Genomic DNA, 17,800 nt, shown 5'->3' with positions numbered 1-17,800 from the left:
TTCTTTTTTAACGTTTTTCTTAGCGTCCTGTGACTTAGCCATGATATTTATATTAAAATTAAGTTTCTATATTATTACCTATAAAGTGTTATTTCAAATTTAAGAAATAAATTGACATTTAATATTTTTTTTGTGTTTGCTTAAAGCAATTTTAATACCCATAGTTCAATCATTTCTTCGTGGCGCCAATTTTGATTTCTTTTTGTATTCTTCGAAGCTGATCTTACTTTTTTATGCAAAAGTAATTCTTTTTCAAAACGACCGCCTTCAGCCAATTCCTTTTCGATAGGATGACTTTCCTTTTGATTGGTAATTTGTGCCAGATTTGAAAACAGAATTACAACACGGCCATTAAGTCTGGTGTGTTTTTTTGCTTCTGCAAAAAAGCGTGGAAACAAATCCTTTTCATAGTAGATTGCATTGTCGATTCCTTCCGATTTGTTTGATGCCGGTAACCAGGGCGGATTGAATACAATTAAATCTGATTTGCTGTCGTTTTGGGCAAATAAATCGCCGAATAGAAGTTCTATTTTCGAGTTCAGGTTGCTTTTTTTCAGACTTTGTGTTAAGCCAATAATTGCATTTGGATTGTTATCAGTACCACAAACCTTCTGAAAACCATGCTTCAATAGTTGAAAACTTAAAATGCCGGATCCAATTCCAACATCAATAGCAGATTTTTTTTCTCCCTTGTAACGTTCCAGCCATTTGTCGAATAGTTTTAAATGTTCAAATCGGGTTGGGAAGTAAGTGCCATAAAACGGATGTATTTTTCTGTCGATAACAGGAATGAAAATACCTTTATTGTACCACTGCCACGAACTGTTTAATCCTTGAACCTGAGAAAATGGCAGCAGAAATTCAGTGAAATCAGGATATAGTGTTTCCAGCCAGCCAATTTCCGGAGCTTTTCTAACCGTGAGTTTGTTGTTTGTTATATGCAGAAGTAATTTATGAGAAAGCTCGCGATAAGTTTTGCGCAATTCACGTTGTCCCTTAAACGATTGATCCGTATATTTTTTCTCCAGATGTTTTTTTAATTCGCTGAGTACAGCAAGTCCGCTGCTATAGTAATCAACAATTAAAACCGAATAGCCTTCAATAAGTGCATCTACGGCATCCATAGGATCCATACGTCTTTTGTAGGGAACCACATCGATATCTGCAACAATTGGTTCTGGTCTGTTTACTGATATTTTTTGACCTGATATGATCAGCTCTAATTCGTTTTTTAACATTCCTTATTTGTTTTTCGCGTTTCGCAAAACCAAGGTAAAACTCCTAAGCAATGTTTATTTCGCAGTTGATTTTTAAAAATTGTGTAAACGTAGTACAATTACTGATGATATTACGATCTATTCACTCAATTAATTGTAATTGTTACATATATAGTGATTTTTATTCGTGCTTAATTTCAAACAGCAGATATTGATAGCCTGAAATGTTTAGAGACAATCCTTTTTCAGATGCTTCTTTGCAGGTAAGCTTATGCTTAGCATTTGATTGTTTATTAACAAAATACAATTCTACCGGACGTTGAATCTTCATTGTTTCCAAGGCGTGTGTTGGTATCTTTACTTGTAAATGCTGTGTGTGATCATCAAAATTACAAATCACTAATAGTTTTTGATTCGCGGTATGCCGCAGAAAAGCATAAACTTTATCCGAATTAAAGATATTTGAATCCGTGTTTTGCCACATAATATCATAAAATTCACCAAAGACGATAGCGGGCAGTTGTGCATATTTTAGAATGTCACGATAGGCTGTTTGCAGTTTTTTTTGCTGATCAGATAATAATTCACCATCAAACCTGCCATCATTCATCCATTTTTGATGTTCGGGTAAATTCCAGAAATCGAATATGGTAGATCGCCCGTCAGAACCACTATAACCGGATATTTCCATTCCTGTTTCAGCAAATTCCTGTCCCGAATACATCATCACAGGTCCTCGGTGCATGCAAAGCGACAGCATCATCCCTGGAAGGGCTTTAATAGGATCTGAAGCAAAATAAGGCGAAGCAATTCTTTGTTCATCATGATTTTCCAGAAACCGAAGCATGTATTCGTCCAGATTGTTTAAGGATTGCCAGCATTGCGAAATATCTCTGGCTGCACGTTCTCCGCGAATTACTCCTTTTAGTGTATCATACAAACCTACTTTGTCGTACAGGTAATCGAATTTTCCGTTTTTAATATAAGTTTCGTATAAATAAGGATTATATACTTCGGCAATAAAAAGGATATCAGGAAATACTGATTTTATTTCCCCAATTACCCACTGCCAAAATTCTACGGGTACCATTTCCGCCATATCACAACGGAAACCATCAATTTCTTTTTTTGCCCAATAGAGCAAAATGTCTTTCATTTTTATCCAGGTATCTGGAATTGGATCAAAATGAGTGGAGTGTCCATTCTGATAATCGACACCATAATTTAGCTTAACGGTTTCGTACCAATCGTTTAGTTGCGGATGAGCAGTAAATTGATCATTTCCGGTTGCCTTTGCAGGATACTCCTGATAATCTGTATGCGGAAACCGATTTCTTATTTCATCAGACAGATGCAATTGTTGGTGCGGTAAATAGTAGAAGTTATTAGTGGCTGAAAATGCCTTACTGCCATCATCTTGGTCACCGAAATCAGAAATACCTTCCGGTTTTGCATCCGAATGATATTCCCGGGCCAAATGATTGGGAACAAAATCGATAATTACCTTCATATCGTTCTGATGGGTTCTGGCAACAAGATTTTGAAACTCCTTCATTCTTTCATCTACATCCTCGGCCAAATCAGGATTTACATCGTAATAATCTTTAATTGCATATGGAGATCCTGCTTTTCCTTTAATCACTAAAGGATTTCCATGAGGGATTCCAGCATCAGGATAAGCTTCAACAATCGCATGCTCAATGATTCCGGTATACCATACATGAGTAATTCCAAGTTTTTTTATTTCCTGAAGTGCTGTGTTGTTGATGTCATTGAACTTTCCGCTTCCATTTTCGCTTCGGGAACCATCAACAACAGGCTTCGTGTTTTTGTTTCCAAATAAACGGGGAAACAATTGATATATAATTGGTTTGCTAATGCTCATATTTAAAAGATACTTTTTGAAGGAATATACTTGAATACCAAAGCTGTTCTACTTGGTAAATAAAGATATACCCTGTGGTTTTTCGACATTGAAGCTTCAGGTTTGGAATAGCAAAGCAGACTGCCATCCACACGATCGAAGCCTCCGTATTTATTCTCGTCTGAATTAAGCACAAGCTGATATTTACCTGATTTTGCAGGAATTCCATAATAGGTAAATGATTCGCTTGGATTGAGGTTGAAAACAAAAAGTAAATCTTTTCTCAGAACAGCCAAAACTTGATTTTGCTGATCGGATTGAACACAATTGATATAGGGGTCGTGAATGAATTTCTCTTTGTTTTGCAGAGCAATCATATCTTTATCAAACTCATTTAAATCTTCGAAGCGTAAGAGGTGATTATCAACCAAGCTCCATTGGCGCCGTGCATGTTTGTAGGACCAATTGTTACCTAAACGAGGAAAATCAATCCATTCTGGATGTCCGAATTCATTTCCCATAAAATTTAAGTAGCCGTTTCCGGAGCAGGAAAGGGTCAACAATCGAATCAATTTATGAAGAGCAATTCCACGGTCGACCACTAAGCTTACGCTTGATTTGTCCATGCTGTCATACATGGCCTTTTCAATTAAACGGAAAATAAGCGTTTGATCGCCAACTAAAGCCTGATCGTGAGATTCTGCATAGCTAATGGTTTTTTCTTCGGCTCGTTTGTTGGATAATTCGTAAAATATATTGCCTACATTCCAGTCTTCATCATGTGTTTCCTTAATCAGCTTGATCCAATAATCGGGAATTCCCATGGCTAATCTAAAATCAAACCCCAAGCCTCCATCCTCCAAAGAAGATGCCAAGCCGGGATATCCGCTCATTTCTTCGGCAACATTAACCGCATTGGGATTGTATTCATGAATCAACTTATTGGCTAAGCTCAGGTAGCAAATTGCATCCTCATCTTGCCCGCCGTCAAAATACATTTCATAGCTGGTAAAATCTCTCGATAAACCATGATCGTAGTAAAGCATACTTGTCACTCCATCAAAACGATATCCATCGAAATGATATTCTTCCAACCAGTATTTGATATTGGATAACAGCAGGTGAAGAACTTCATTTTTCCCATAATTGTAACACAAAGAATCCCATGCGATGTGTTCTCTTCGTTCATCTGCATGAAAAAACTGATGTGGCGAACCATCGAAGTTACCAATGCCTTCCAGTTCATTTTTTACCGCATGCGAGTGAACGATATCCATAATTACCATGATGCCTAAAGAATGTGCTGCATCAATTAGTTGTTTCAATTCTTCGGGAGTTCCGAAGCGGGAAGAGGCTGCGAATAAGCTGGAAACATGATATCCAAAAGAGCCATAGTACGGATGTTCCTGAATGGCCATTAATTGAATGGTATTGTAACCGGCGCGGTGAATTCTGGGCAATACGAGTTCACGAAATTCCTTATAAGTGCCAACGCTTTCTTTTTCCGTAGCCATTCCAATATGGGCTTCATAAATAAGCGGCGATTTGTATTTGACTCTATTGGTATCAAATTTCCATTCAAAAGGCTTTTCGTTTTGCCACACTTGAGCTGAATAAATAAGCGTATCAGGATCTTGTACCACTCGTGTGCACCAAACAGGAATACGTTCTCCTTTTCCTCCCGGCCAATAAATCAGCAATTTATATAAATCAGCTTGTTTAAGTGAGGTTAGCGGAAGTTTCAACTCAAAATTACCATTGGCAATTTTTTCAAATCGATAGTTCGATTGCTCTTTCCAGTTCGAAAATTCACCAATAAGATACATTTTATCGGCATTTGGAGCCCATTCCCGGATAATCCAATTTTCAGAATCACGATGGAGACCATAATAATGATGTCCATTGGCAAAGGCTGAAAGCGTAGTTTCTGTTAGTTCCTTTTCCTTTTGGGAAGCTGCATTTAATCTTTTTTGAATCACATATTGATAATCGTACAACATGGGATCCGAGTCAACTATTTTAAGATGTTTAATCATAAGCGGTATAAGAGTTCCGGATTTGGAAGTGAGTCGCTGGTGCAACAAGTTTAAAGATACAATTTATCTGATGTAATTATTTTAAAAAGGAGTGAAGTTTTTGAGATTTTTTCCTTGCAGATAAAGAGGTTGAGTTGTGTGAATGCAGCAGTCTTTGTCCAGCAGCAAATATTTCTGAAAATAGTTTATCTCCTCGTTAATTTCAATCTGTTTTCTTATCTTAATCGGATCAATAGATATATGTATATGTACGGGGGAGAAATATAATTATATGAGATCAGAAAAATTTCAAAATGAAGTTGATTTAAAGTACAAATTGTACAACAGTATATTTTTGACCCTGCCACTGGATGGTATTCATAAAACGGGAATATTAATTCCCATTTTAAAAGAAGAATGCTCGAAGGGATTGGAGACAGGAAAATCACCGGTTGAAATATTCGAGGATTTTTTTGAGAAGCAAACCTCCTTTAAGACAGAGGAGGAAGAATTTGATTTCATGTTTCGGGTAATTCATTACATCGAAAGACAGGTGGTTTTGCTGGATGCAGTGGAAGATGCAGTCTTTGACAAAATGAATGATTTAGATGGTGCCGGTAGTTTGAAAGCATTAAAATCGAAGATCAAACAAACTGGCAAATGGGAGGATTTTAAAAATGATTTAGAGCATTTTGCTGTGCGGGTTGTGCTAACTGCTCATCCTACGCAATTTTATCCCAGCACCGTTCTAGCCATTATAAATGATTTGATAAAAGCCATTCAAAAAAGCGATTTACTTCAAATTAAGTTATTGCTTACCCAGTTGGGGAAGACACCGTTTTTTAAGAAGGAACGTCCTACACCTTATGATGAGGCAAAAAGTTTGAGCTGGTATCTTGAGAATATATTTTATCAGTCGGCTTCAGGTTTGTATTCGGAATTGTTAAAAAGCGAAGACTTTTCCAATGAAAAAGTTGGTTCTGTAATCTCATTTGGTTTTTGGCCGGGAGGCGACCGTGATGGAAATCCTTATGTAAATACTGAAACAACGCTGAAAGTTGCAGAGAGGCTTCGGTATATTTTGTTTTTGAATTATTACAAAGATTTGAGACTTTTGCGCAGGCGCTTAAGCTTTAAAGGTGTGCATGAGTTAATTGTAAATTTGGAAGAAAGGGTTCTTACTGCTTTGAATGATAGTGATAAAAGTGCAGGAATCACTCTTGCTGAGATTAATGATTGTTTGAATAAAATTGAGAAAATAGTAGTGGAGCAACACGATGGTTTCTTTCTTGATTTATTGAGGAAGTTTCAGAATAAAGTGAAACTGTTTGGTTCTCATTTTGCTAATATTGACATCCGGCAGGATAGTCGGATTATTGGTAAAGCTTTTGATGTTTTGCGTAAATCTTCTACCTTTTTAACGAATCAAATTGGCGATGCTCCTCTTGAAAGTTTATTTGAAGTAAAAGGATCAGTTAGCTATTTTAAAACAGAAGATGAGGTGAGCAGAGATACGATAAGTGTTTTTTCTACCATGAAAGAGATTCAGGAAAGAAATGGAGAATTAGCTTGTAATCGATTTATTATCAGTAATTGTCAGACTTCTGTTGATGTAGCCCGGGTTTATGCTATGGCTAAGCTTTGTGCCTGGGAAGATTCTTTGCCATTAGATATTGTGCCGTTATTCGAAACGATTGATGATTTGTCGAAAGCTGATGAAACAATGAGGGAGTTGTTTGAAAATAAGGTATACTATCAGCATTTGATTTCGAGAGGAATGAAGCAAACCATTATGCTTGGCTTTTCGGACGGAACCAAAGATGGGGGTTACTTTTCAGCAAATTGGAGCATTTATAAAGCAAAAGAAAATATAACACGACTGGCACGCGAAAAGGGAATTGTAGTTGTCTTTTTTGACGGACGCGGGGGACCTCCGGCACGGGGAGGAGGGAACACACACAAATTCTATTCTTCTCTAGGGAATAATATCGAAAATCAGGAAATACAGGTAACTATTCAAGGTCAGACGATTAGTTCGAAGTTTGGAACCAAGGCGTCGGCTAAATATTATCAGGAATTACTGATTACCGCCGGATTGGGAAATCGTTTGTTCGAGGATCAAAGTAAACAATTCAGCACAGAAGACAGAGAAATAATGGAGGCTCTTTCGCAATACAGTTTGGAAGAATATCAGCGATTTAAATCATCGGATAAGTTTGTGCCTTATTTAGAGAAAATGAGTGCTTTGAAATACTATGGAGAAGCAAAAATTGGAAGTCGTCCCAGTAAACGAAATGCATCAGCGGAATTAAATTTTGACGATTTGCGGGCAATTCCTTTTGTAGGAGCCTGGAGTCAGATGAAGCAAAATGTACCTGGTTTTTTTGGTGTAGGAGCATCCATAAAGAGATTGAAAGAAGAAGGACGAATGGAAGGGTGTAAGAGTCTGTATCAGAATTCGCTGTTTTTTAGAACTTTGGTTGAAAACAGTATGCAGTCAATAAGCAAATCATATTTTTCATTAACACAATACATGCAAAATGATGAAGAATTTGGTGAATTTTGGAATTGGATTTATATGGAATATCAATTGAGTATTGATATGTTATTGGAAGTATCCGGACAAGAGGAGATTATGGAATTATCACTGGAGTTAAAGGATTCGATTCATTTAAGGGAAGAGATTGTATTGCCTTTAATATGCATTCAGCAATTTGCGCTGATGAAAATCCGTGAGATGGATTTATCAGGAAATATTGATCAAAATAAATATAACATACTGCAAAACTTGGTTATTCGATCACTTTATGGTAATATTAATGCCAGTAGAAATTCAGCCTAAATTAGTTTAAGAAATTTTACTCAATACTAACAATTTTCTAAGTCGAATATCGTTTTCTTTGTAATTGAGAAACGAATTAAAACAAAAAGAATCCCAATGAAGTTGTACAAAACATTATTTTCAACCGCCCTTTTCATCTTGTTTTCATCTGCAATATTTGCGCAGACAACAGAAACTTCTAACGAAGTAAAAACAGAAGTGAAGAAGCAAGAAACAACTAAGCAGGAGGTTATTACTCCAGCTGTTGCGAAACCTGTCGTAAGAAAGCCTGTCAAAGCATATCTTGATGAAGGAACCATTAAAGAGCAGTTTGATTATATGATGACAAAATCCAATCGGTATGAAGACTATAAAGTTGTTAAAATTAGCTCTTTAGAAAAGTTTCAGTCTAATGTTACAGATTCGTTGAATTTTGTAAAAAAGAATTTGTCGGATACAAAATCTTTGCTTGAAAATCAAAATACAGAAATTGGTTCTCTAAAAAAAGAATTGCAAACAGTAAAAAATCAATTGGAAGAAACGATTAATTCAAAAGATAGTATGAGTCTGTTGGGAATGCAACTGCCAAAATCCACTTACAATACCATCATGTGGATTTTAATTTTTGGATCGCTTGCGATTGCTGGTTTGTGTTTCTTTTTGTTTAAAAGAAGTAATGTTGTAACAGTAGAAACCAAAGAGACTCTGGAAGATGTACGTGAGGAATTCGATACTCATCGCAAAAATGCACTTGTTCGTGAGCAAAAATTGGCAAGGAAACTTCAGGATGAGGTAATAAAAAATAAGAATTTAGGTTTATAGCAATCTAATTTTATAGAAGCACAAAGGATCGTCTGAACAGTCGATCCTTTTTTATTTATAAAGGCAACATAATCCTAAGTATTTAGAGTTGTTTTTTTAGTGAAAAACCTTTTGAAAAGAGCAGCACATCAACAAAAGACAAAATCACAAGCGACAGCCCAAATTTGCAATAGAATATGCAGTAAAATTTATCGTTAGCTCTCAATGGATATGCTGATCATCCAAAGGGAAAATATTACATAATCAATAAACAATATTGAACTAAGGAGGGGTGGGTTTTTAATAATTTTTTCGTTTACTGTAAAATCACACCCTAAGTTACGGGTATAATAATTGCTTATTGTGAATGTTTTATCATATATTTGTGATATATATTACATTATTATGTTGCAGCGATCAGATACCTTTGTTTTTTCGAATTGTGAAACTTGTGCAGACAAATCTTGTGCTGTTCAAATGCTTTCTAACGATGACTTGTCTTTGTTATGTGATAATTGTTACGAAGCTTCATTTGAAAAGGGAGAAATTATATTGTCGGAAGGTGCTTTGGCAAACTATGTTGTATACTTAAAAAGTGGTCTTGTGAAAGAATATGGAAAAGGTGATCAGCATCAGGAATATATTCTTCAGGTTATTAAACCTCATTCTTATCTCGGCTTGCATTCGATTTTTAGCGACACTATAACTCACTATTCTTACATGGCTTTAACCAATGTAACTGTTTGTTATATTAAGCTTCCTGTTTTTTCAGCTTTTATTAAAGAAAACGGAAGGTTTGGATATGAGATTTTGTCTTCGGTATGTAATGATAGTGTGAGGAATTATCATCGTTTTATCGTTCAGCATCAAAAAAAGATTTTTGGCAAAGTTGCCGATGCCCTTTTGTATTTTGCAAATGTGATTTTTAATTCTCCGAATTTCATCTTACCACTTAGCCGTAAAGAAATTGCTTGTATGATTGGAACCAGTCGGGAAAGTGTGTCGAAGCAGATTTGTGGTTTTGAATCCGATAAGATTATAAAAGTAAATGGCCGTTGTATTTCAATACTGGATATGGATAAATTAAAGCAAATTAGCCGTGTAGGGTAATTCATTCCTTTTTTTAATACCTAAATGTTGGTATTTATCATCTCTTGTTTTTTCCCCATCTTTACTTATTGAAAGAGCCCAACATGATGTTTCCGGCTTTATTTTATATTACCTCTGGAAAGAGATTCTGCGTTATTAATTTTGAGTTTTATATGAATTGGCTGAAGAAAAACAGGGGATGGATTTTAGTTTGCATCATTGCGTTTGTTCCTTTGTTGAGCTTGTACGAATTGGCAAATTTTAATTTTGAGAATAACAATTATGATTTTCTCATTTTTGATGATTACGAATTATCTCCCGAACTAGCTGAGAAAATGGATGTTGATGCAGTACCGGGTATTAAATATGCGATTCATACTACAGGAAAATGGGGCATTCGTTTTCTGATAGCCATTTTAATGTGTACACCTGTACGTATTCTTTTTGGATGGACAAGTAATTTGCGTACCCGTCAGGCAATTGGTATAACAACAGGAGTTTATGCCCTTTTGCATTTTTCTTTTTTTATCAAGTACGAGGGATTTTTAGCCATTTTTAGTGAAGTAAAACTTGTAACCGGATTCTTGGCTGGAATTATTGTATTTGCTTTAATGATAACATCCAATAAAAGGTCTATGAAGTTATTGAAAAAGAACTGGAAAAAACTTCACAAATTGGCGTATGTGGCTGCAGGTTTGGTCGTTTTGCATGTTATATTGCTAAACGAAGACTGGCTTATTTATGTTTGTTTACTAGGGCTGGGTTTTATAATCAGGCACAAACCAATACGTTCGCGTTTGGAAGAATTACGAATGAAAAAAGCTAAGGGGTTTTAGGCTGATTTTTGAATGCAGTCTGCAAAAGCCTACAGCAATTCCTCTGGTTTTCTTATAAGAATTTTTCTTCTATTGTAAGTGATACTGCAATTTCGTTCTAACTTATTAAAAGTTGATGTAAGCGTTTGTCGTGTTGTGGCAGTAAGGTTTGCAATATCTTGATGCGTTAGGTTTAACCTGATTTCACGTTCATCTCCAATTTTAATTCCATGCTCTTCTACTTATGGAAAGCTTTAATCTTAGGAAAAATTGCTATTTTCAAGTCTTCAAACCCCAACTAATCTAATAGCCCTATGAAATTATTGTTGAAAACGAAGATACAGTATCTCTTTTTGCTCCTATTTGTTTTTTTATTATCGTGCTCATCTCACAATAAATCCGCTAACTCGATTAGTGTTTTTGCAGCAGCAAGCGTTATTGATGTGATGAATGAAATTGCTCACGAGTTTAAGAAGGAGACAGGAATAAGTGTTCGTCTGAATTTTGCATCATCGGGTATATTGGCCAGACAAATTGAAAGTGGTGCTGAGTTCGACTACTATGTTTCGGCCAGCAGGGAGTGGATGCATTATTTGGATTCGTTGCAATTGGTGGATCGAAATTCGATTCGAAGTCTGGTTGAAAATAGAATGGTGGCTATTGTACCCATCGAGAATACAGATTTGTATCTGGATTCTGTTTCGATAGTTAATTTCCCCGATTTATTCAAAGGTCGAATCTCCATTGGTGATCCGGATCATGTTCCTGCAGGTAAGTATGCCAGACAAATCATGATAAATAATTCATGGGAAAATAGACTTGCCAAACGAATATTACCTGCTAAGGATGTTAGAGATGCCCTTTTTATGGTTGAGATGGGAGAGGTTGAAATGGGGATGGTATATTCATCAGATGCAAAGAAATCTAAAAAAGTGAGAACAGTTTATGAATTTGCAGTGACAGATTGTGATCCAATACTGTATTACGGTGCAGGCAAAATAAATTCAGATAAAAAACTGGAGGCATTCGTTGCCTTTTTAAATGAGGATAAAGCCAAATCTATTTGGAAAAAAAATGGTTTTAAAATAGACTAATTATGGAGCATTGGTTCGTATTTTCGGAAACAGAAATGAGTGCAATCGGTCTTTCGTTTAAAGTGGCTTTGTGGTGTGCTGTTTTGGTTTTACCCATTGCTGTTTTGATGGGCTGGTGGCTGGCCCGTAAAACTTTTCGGGGAAAATCTTTAATTGAAGGATTTATAAATTTACCCTTGGTTTTACCACCTGTTGCTACAGGTTTTATTCTGTTGCTATTATTGGGTACTAAAGGACTGATTGGTCACTGGTTGAACGAGCTCCTCGGAATCAGAATCGCCTTTACTTATTATGCTGCCGTAATTGCTTCCATGATTGTTTCTTTTCCCTTGGCTGTGCGTGCCATTCGACTTTCCATAGAAATGGTTGATCCTGGATTTGAAGAAGCCGCGAAAACTTTGGGAGCCAGTACTTTTCAAAGTTTTGTTAGAGTGACTTTACCATTGGCATTGCCAGGTATTATCAGTGGTTTTGTACTCTCATTTGCAAGATCATTGGGTGAATTTGGTGCCACCATTATATTTGCAGGAAATATTTCCGGTGAAACTCAAACCATTCCATTGGCTTTGTTCAATCAGATTCAAATGCCTGGTATGGAAAGTTCGGCATTTAGATTGCTTTTGGTTGCAGTGCTTTTTTCCTTTTTGGCTATGGCTTTTTCTGAATATTTAGTGAAAAAATTACACAAGCGAAACTAAGTTTGAGAATCCGGTTGTGAGAATTAGTTATAATTTAATAATCAATTGTTTATGCACGCTTTGTCGGCACATTTAAAACGTAGTAAAGGCGATTTTTCTCTGGATATTGAAGTAGATTTTATTCAGGGAATCACGGGAATCTTTGGGCCGTCGGGGGCAGGAAAAACAACTTTAATGCACTTATTGGTTGGTTTAGAGAAGCCCGATGAAGGATTCCTGAAAATTGAAGAAACTACTATGGTAGATACTTTTAAAAATATTTACGAACCGGCCCGAAATCGTAAAGTTGGATATGTGTTTCAGGAGGGAAGATTATTTCCGCACATGAATGTTCGGAAAAATTTACTCTTTGCAGCAAAGTACATCCCGAATGGGAAACAAGTAATAGAATTTACCGAACTGGTTAATTTGCTGGAACTAAACAATTTGCTTGAAAAAAGACCCAAACAATTATCAGGAGGAGAGAAGCAACGGGTAGCCATAGGGCGTGCTTTACTGAGTTCTCCCAAGCTTTTGCTGATGGATGAACCTTTTTCATCGTTGGATGTGAAGCTGCGCCGGCAGATTATTCCTTACCTGATTAAGATCAATCGAAAATTTAACATTCCCATGCTTGTAGTAAGTCATGATTTGCCTGATTTACTAAGTTTGACGCGGGAGTTGTTTTTGCTCAAAAACGGACGCGTTCTTGGGCACGGAAACTATCTTGATTTGATTGAGCAGGAGAATATGCTTGATGTAATGCGGGGTGCCGGTTTAATGAATGTAATTCAATTTAAGGTTGAAGCTCACGATAAGAAAAATGGATTAACTATTTTATCGAACAAAGATGCCAGTGAGGAGATCAGAATTGAGCGGGAAATGGTTTTGGATTGCTGCCAGATTGGTGATGAAATGAATGTGTCGCTTCGTCCTGAGGATATTGCCTTAACATTGGAGGAAATTCCCAATATTTCTATTCGAAATCAGTTGCCCGGAACGATCGTAAAAGTGATTCAAAAAGAGAATCGTAACTATTGTCTTGTTGATGTTGGCTTTAAATTATTGATTTCGATAACTCACGCTTCCCTTTTAAAAATGGAACTTTCCGAAGGAAAAAAAGTTTGGTGTTTGTTTAAATCGATGGCTCTGCAAACAAATACCTAAATTAATTAGGAATTAGAAATTAAGAATTGCAAAATTAAATTTTGTACTCATTGATCATTGGTATTTTTTGCAAAGCGGACGCAGCATTTCCTCTAATCCGTTTAGTTTTATTTCGTACATGGATGCAAGCATTTCGCCTAATTTTCCGGGAGGAAAACCTTTTTGCCGGTACCAAACCAAATAAGGCTCAGGAATATCAATTAGATATCTTCCTTTGTATTTTCCATAGGGCATTCTCATTCGAATTAATTTGATTAACTCTTCGTTCATTAAATCCCCATCTATATTGTCCATATCCTTTTGTAGATTGTTTTGCACAAAGATATTTTAGAATTTATTATAATAAGAAAATTATGCATCAAATTTACTATTGACATTCTCTTTAATTTTTCCATAACTTTACAAATGATTTTTAAACAGATGGAGATGAATGCAATAGAAAAACAATATATAGATCTGAATATTTTGTTGAAGTGGCAGGAAAAAGTTGATCTGTTGGAGGATTTGTTGAAGGTGTCAGCAATTCTGATTATGAAACTGCATCCTCACGAACTGGAAGTATTAGTTAGTTCCCAAAGTGAGGATAATCCTTATTTGATAGGAGATAGAGGAGAGTTAAGTATTGGTTCCTACTGCGATTCGGTTGTTGCCGGCAAAACTAAAGTTCACATTAAGGATGCTGCTGAAGATGATTTATGGAAAGATAAAATGAAATGTAACAGTGGAATGTCCTGCTATCTTGGGATGCCAATTTTTTATCCGAACGGGGAATTATTCGGAACGTTCTGTGTGTTGAATAAGGAATGCAGAGAATTTGATGATTTGGATCATAAATTGGTCGATCATTTCAAGGAAAGTATCGAATCAGATTTGGTTATTGATGAGCAGAATGATATCATTCGGAATTCTTCAATTTATTAACCGGAACTATTCGGCAAAACCACCACCTATCAATTTATCGCCAATATAGAATGCCACGGGTTGTCCGGGTGCAATAGCCCATGCCGGATCTTCCAGTTTCACTTCCAATTCTGTATCGTTGTTAATTTGCAGACTGCTGTATTTTTGTGGATTTAGTCCCAGACCCCGCACAATGGTGCTGATGTTCGGTAATTTACTATCCTCAATATCATTAAAATAATAATTGGAAATTTTTAAATTCATTCGATTCAAATCATCTTTCTTTTCCAGAATAAGCGTATTGGTACGGGCATCAATCCGGCTCACCATCAAACCTGATTTTTCTTTCAGATCCAGCCCCCGTTTCTGACCGATTGTGTAGTATGGATATCCATCGTGCCAACCCAAATGATTGCCTTTTGTGTCGGTTACGTTTCCGCGGCCTATCTTTTGATCCAAATCAGGAATCATCTCCTGTAAAAAATCACGGTAATCCATACGATCCATAAAACAGATGCCCATGCTTTCTTTCTTTTTTGCCACTTCTTGGAAACCAAAATCCCCGGCTATTTCCCGAACCTCTGTCTTGGTATATTTTCCAAGTGGAGTAAGGGTTCTCGACAAAATATCCTGTCCTAAATTCCATAGGAAATACGATTGGTCTTTGGCTGGATCTTTGCCTTTGCAGATATAATATCCGTTGGACTCTTTGCAAATCTGAATGTAATGACCGGTAGCAATAAATTCGCAGTTTAATTCATTGGCTTTTTCCAGAAGCAGCTTCCATTTTAGTTGTGGATTGCACTGAATACAAGGACTGGGAGTTCGTCCGGCCATATATTCATCCAAAAAGAATTGAATAATGGTATCACGAAATTCTCTGCGTGCATCAATCACATGATGTTCGAGACCTAATTGCTGTGCCAGCTTTTGAGCATCAACAATAAAATCGGGCAGTGGATCACCAGGATTAAAGGAATTATCTGTACTAAAAAACCAAAGAGAAACACCAATAACATGGTAGCCTTGTTCCTTTAGCATCATTGCAGCAACCGACGAATCGGTTCCTCCGCTCATTCCCAATACCACCCTGGCTTTTTTGTCCATCTCCTCGTTCATATAATTCTCCATTTTGTCATCCGATGCAAAAATATCTCTTTAAAAGCTGATAACAAAATAAGTCTTGTCGGGCGAATCATAATGATTATCGAAAAAATAAGAGGGTTTTGTGGCTTTTTCCTATTTTTGGGCTAAATAAAACAAGTATTAACAACAAATCGCATAAAATGAACATTAAAAAATTGTCAGGTGGAATTCTGAGCGCAGGTTTGGCTCTCTCCATTATGGTAGGATGTGCAGAAAAGGCGCCAAAAGGTGCAGGAGTACTTAAAAAAGAAGACATGAACCTTGCAGTAAATCCAGGTGATGACTTTTTTGAATATGCCAATGGAACCTGGATGAAAAATACTCCAATTCCTGAAGATAGAAGTCGATACGGAGCTTTCGATATTTTGGGGGAAAGTGCCAATGGTGCTGTACATGATTTATTGGAAGAAGCAGCAAAAACAGAAAATGCCGAAGCGGGAAGTAATCTCAAAAAGATTCAGGATTTCTACGCAACGGGTATGGATCTTGAAAAAATTAATTCTGTTGGAATCAAACCATTGCAGCCCGAATTTGAAAGAATTGCGGCTGTTTCGAATCCTGTTGATTTGCGCCACACATTGGTTCATCTGCATAAAATGGGCATAAGTACTTTGTTTGGTGCCGGTGTTGAGCAGGACATGAAAAACACAACTGTGAACCGGATGTATTTGTCTGAAGATGGTATTTCCTTACCGGATCGTGATTACTACACAGCAGATAACGAAACGAGTGCGAACATTCGCGTTGAATTTGTGAAGCACGTTGCTAAGATGTTTGAATTGATTGGTGAAAATGCAGATGCAGCAAAAGCAAATGCGGAAACAATTATGAAATTTGAGACCCGCATGGCAACCAAATTCAATACTAATCTGGAAAACAGAAATTATCCAGCCATGTACAACCCTAAAACAGTTGAAGAATTGGCTGCAGAATATCCAAATTTCGACTGGGCTGCCTATTTCAAAGAAATAGGTGCTGATATTAAAGAGTATGTAATTGTTACTCACCCAAAATACACAGCAGAGTTGAATAAGATGTTGGCAGATGAAAAACTGGAAGACATTAAATTGTACTTGAAATGGAGAGTTCTTGATGAATCGGCCGGTTATTTAAACACTGAGCTTGAGAAGCAAAACTTTGCCTTTTTTGGAACAGTTCTTTCGGGAACAAAAGAGCAGCTGCCACGATGGAGACGTATGTCATCGGCAACAGGAGCAGTGTTGGGCGAAGCTATTGGTCAGTTGTATGTTGAGAAATATTTTCCTGCCGAGGCAAAAGAGAGAATGATTAAATTGGTTGACAATTTGAAAACTGTTTTGCGTGGAAGAATTGAGAAGCTGGATTGGATGAGTGAAGGCACCAAAAAAGAAGCATTGGCAAAATTGGATGCTTTTGGGGTGAAAATTGGTTATCCTGATAAATGGGAAGATTATTCGAAACTGCAAGTAGGTACCGATTCGTATGTGCAGAACATGTGGAGAGCTTCCGAATTTGAGTACGAGAAAAATATTAAAAAATTAGGCGAGCCTGTTGATACCAAGAAATGGGGCATGACTCCGCAAACTGTAAATGCATACTATCACCCAATGTTGAACGAAGTAGTATTTCCAGCTGCAATACTTCAACCTCCTTTCTTTTATAAGGATGGCGACGATGCTGTAAACTACGGAGCAATTGGTGTGGTAATTGGTCACGAAATGACTCACGGCTTTGATGATTCGGGCCGCCGTTTCGATAAGGAAGGAAACATGAGAGACTGGTGGACAGAAGAAGACACAGATAAATTCAATGCAAAAGCACAGAAATTAGTCGATCAGTTTGATGGGTTTAAGCCATTTGATGATGTTCATGTTGACGGTAAATTAACATTGGGCGAAAACATTGCCGATTATGGTGGATTAACAATTGCTTTGGAAGCCTACAAAATGTCGTTAAAGGGAAAAACACCTGCTGATGTGGATGGTTTTAACAACATGCAGCGTTTCTTCCTTTCTTATTCAAAAGTTTGGAGAGGAAATGTAAGAGACACTTATCTAAGAAAATTGATTAAAGAAGATGTTCACTCACCAGGAAAATATCGCGTGAATGGCGGATTATTCAATATTCCAGAATTCTATACTACTTTTAATATTGGTCCTGAATCTCCTTTGTACCGTACCGAAGAGCAAAGAGCTAAAATTTGGTAGGCTGAAAA

The 17,800-nt window shown here is 36.8% G+C and carries 15 protein-coding genes; 9 read left to right on the top strand and 6 right to left on the bottom strand.

What is annotated here, in order from left to right; translation table 11 throughout:
- Nucleotides 1-140: 140 nt before the first annotated feature.
- The 3 genes from BZG01_RS04070 to BZG01_RS04060 all read right to left on the bottom strand — a co-directional run bounded on the left by BZG01_RS04070 (nt 141) and on the right by BZG01_RS04060 (nt 5,117).
- Nucleotides 141-1,238, bottom strand: a complete 1,098-nt coding sequence (locus BZG01_RS04070; protein ID WP_101308554.1) for a methyltransferase — start codon at nt 1,236-1,238, stop codon at nt 141-143.
- A 160-nt stretch (nt 1,239-1,398) separates the two neighbouring features.
- Nucleotides 1,399-3,102, bottom strand: coding sequence for an alpha-amylase family glycosyl hydrolase (locus BZG01_RS04065; RefSeq protein ID WP_101308553.1), 1,704 nt, complete (start codon nt 3,100-3,102; stop codon nt 1,399-1,401).
- A 2-nt stretch (nt 3,103-3,104) separates the two neighbouring features.
- Nucleotides 3,105-5,117 carry an alpha amylase C-terminal domain-containing protein gene (locus BZG01_RS04060; RefSeq protein WP_101308552.1) on the bottom strand — a complete coding sequence of 671 codons (2,013 nt, stop codon included), beginning with the start codon at nt 5,115-5,117 and terminating at the stop codon, nt 3,105-3,107.
- A gap of 271 nt (nt 5,118-5,388) precedes the next feature.
- Between BZG01_RS04060 and BZG01_RS04055 the strand changes: the two genes are divergently transcribed.
- The 4 genes from BZG01_RS04055 (at nt 5,389) to BZG01_RS04040 (ending at nt 10,643) form a co-directional block, all read left to right on the top strand.
- Complete coding sequence (locus BZG01_RS04055; RefSeq protein ID WP_101308551.1) at nt 5,389-7,938, top strand: phosphoenolpyruvate carboxylase; 2,550 nt, start codon at nt 5,389-5,391, stop codon at nt 7,936-7,938.
- A 96-nt stretch (nt 7,939-8,034) separates the two neighbouring features.
- Nucleotides 8,035-8,739, top strand: a complete 705-nt coding sequence (locus BZG01_RS04050; RefSeq protein WP_101308550.1) for a hypothetical protein — start codon at nt 8,035-8,037, stop codon at nt 8,737-8,739.
- Between the two features lie 384 nt (nt 8,740-9,123).
- Nucleotides 9,124-9,828: a Crp/Fnr family transcriptional regulator gene (locus BZG01_RS04045; RefSeq protein WP_101308549.1), complete on the top strand. Its 705-nt coding sequence runs from the start codon at nt 9,124-9,126 to the stop codon at nt 9,826-9,828.
- Between the two features lie 152 nt (nt 9,829-9,980).
- On the top strand, nt 9,981-10,643 hold the full coding sequence (locus BZG01_RS04040) for a ferric reductase-like transmembrane domain-containing protein (protein ID WP_180327200.1): 663 nt from the start codon (nt 9,981-9,983) through the stop codon (nt 10,641-10,643).
- Nucleotides 10,644-10,672: 29 nt separating this feature from the next.
- Here BZG01_RS04040 and BZG01_RS22075 read toward each other — a convergent pair whose 3' ends face one another.
- Nucleotides 10,673-10,825, bottom strand: coding sequence for a helix-turn-helix domain-containing protein (locus tag BZG01_RS22075; protein ID WP_394698304.1), 153 nt, complete (start codon nt 10,823-10,825; stop codon nt 10,673-10,675).
- A 111-nt stretch (nt 10,826-10,936) separates the two neighbouring features.
- On the opposite strand from BZG01_RS22075, the gene modA reads away from it, so the two are divergent.
- The 3 genes from modA to modC are packed head-to-tail and all read left to right on the top strand — an operon-like array spanning nt 10,937 to nt 13,560.
- Nucleotides 10,937-11,716, top strand: coding sequence for a molybdate ABC transporter substrate-binding protein (modA, locus tag BZG01_RS04030; RefSeq protein ID WP_101308547.1), 780 nt, complete (start codon nt 10,937-10,939; stop codon nt 11,714-11,716).
- A gap of 2 nt (nt 11,717-11,718) precedes the next feature.
- Nucleotides 11,719-12,414 (top strand): molybdate ABC transporter permease subunit, encoded by a 696-nt coding sequence (gene modB / locus BZG01_RS04025; protein WP_101308546.1) that lies wholly within the window; start codon nt 11,719-11,721, stop codon nt 12,412-12,414.
- A gap of 51 nt (nt 12,415-12,465) precedes the next feature.
- Complete coding sequence (gene modC, locus BZG01_RS04020) at nt 12,466-13,560, top strand: molybdenum ABC transporter ATP-binding protein (protein WP_101308545.1); 1,095 nt, start codon at nt 12,466-12,468, stop codon at nt 13,558-13,560.
- A gap of 54 nt (nt 13,561-13,614) precedes the next feature.
- On the opposite strand, the gene BZG01_RS04015 is transcribed toward modC, so the two are convergent.
- Nucleotides 13,615-13,878 (bottom strand): DUF3820 family protein, encoded by a 264-nt coding sequence (locus BZG01_RS04015; RefSeq protein ID WP_245870254.1) that lies wholly within the window; start codon nt 13,876-13,878, stop codon nt 13,615-13,617.
- A gap of 108 nt (nt 13,879-13,986) precedes the next feature.
- Here BZG01_RS04015 and BZG01_RS04010 point away from each other — a divergent pair, with 108 nt between their 5' ends.
- On the top strand, nt 13,987-14,481 hold the full coding sequence (locus BZG01_RS04010; protein WP_180327199.1) for a GAF domain-containing protein: 495 nt from the start codon (nt 13,987-13,989) through the stop codon (nt 14,479-14,481).
- A 6-nt stretch (nt 14,482-14,487) separates the two neighbouring features.
- Here the strand turns inward: BZG01_RS04010 and mnmA are convergent, their stop codons facing one another.
- A complete protein-coding gene (gene mnmA / locus BZG01_RS04005) occupies nt 14,488-15,591 on the bottom strand; it encodes a tRNA 2-thiouridine(34) synthase MnmA (RefSeq protein WP_101308543.1) in 1,104 nt (367 codons plus the stop codon).
- Between the two features lie 155 nt (nt 15,592-15,746).
- On the opposite strand from mnmA, the gene BZG01_RS04000 reads away from it, so the two are divergent.
- Nucleotides 15,747-17,792: a M13 family metallopeptidase gene (locus BZG01_RS04000; RefSeq protein ID WP_101308542.1), complete on the top strand. Its 2,046-nt coding sequence runs from the start codon at nt 15,747-15,749 to the stop codon at nt 17,790-17,792.
- Nucleotides 17,793-17,800 lie beyond the last annotated feature (8 nt).

It is taken from the genome of Labilibaculum manganireducens (assembly GCF_002843385.1).
Lineage (GTDB): Bacteria > Bacteroidota > Bacteroidia > Bacteroidales > Marinifilaceae > Labilibaculum > Labilibaculum manganireducens.
Note: the sequence above shows the minus strand (reverse complement) of the source record. Positions and strands in the feature narration are given on the sequence as shown.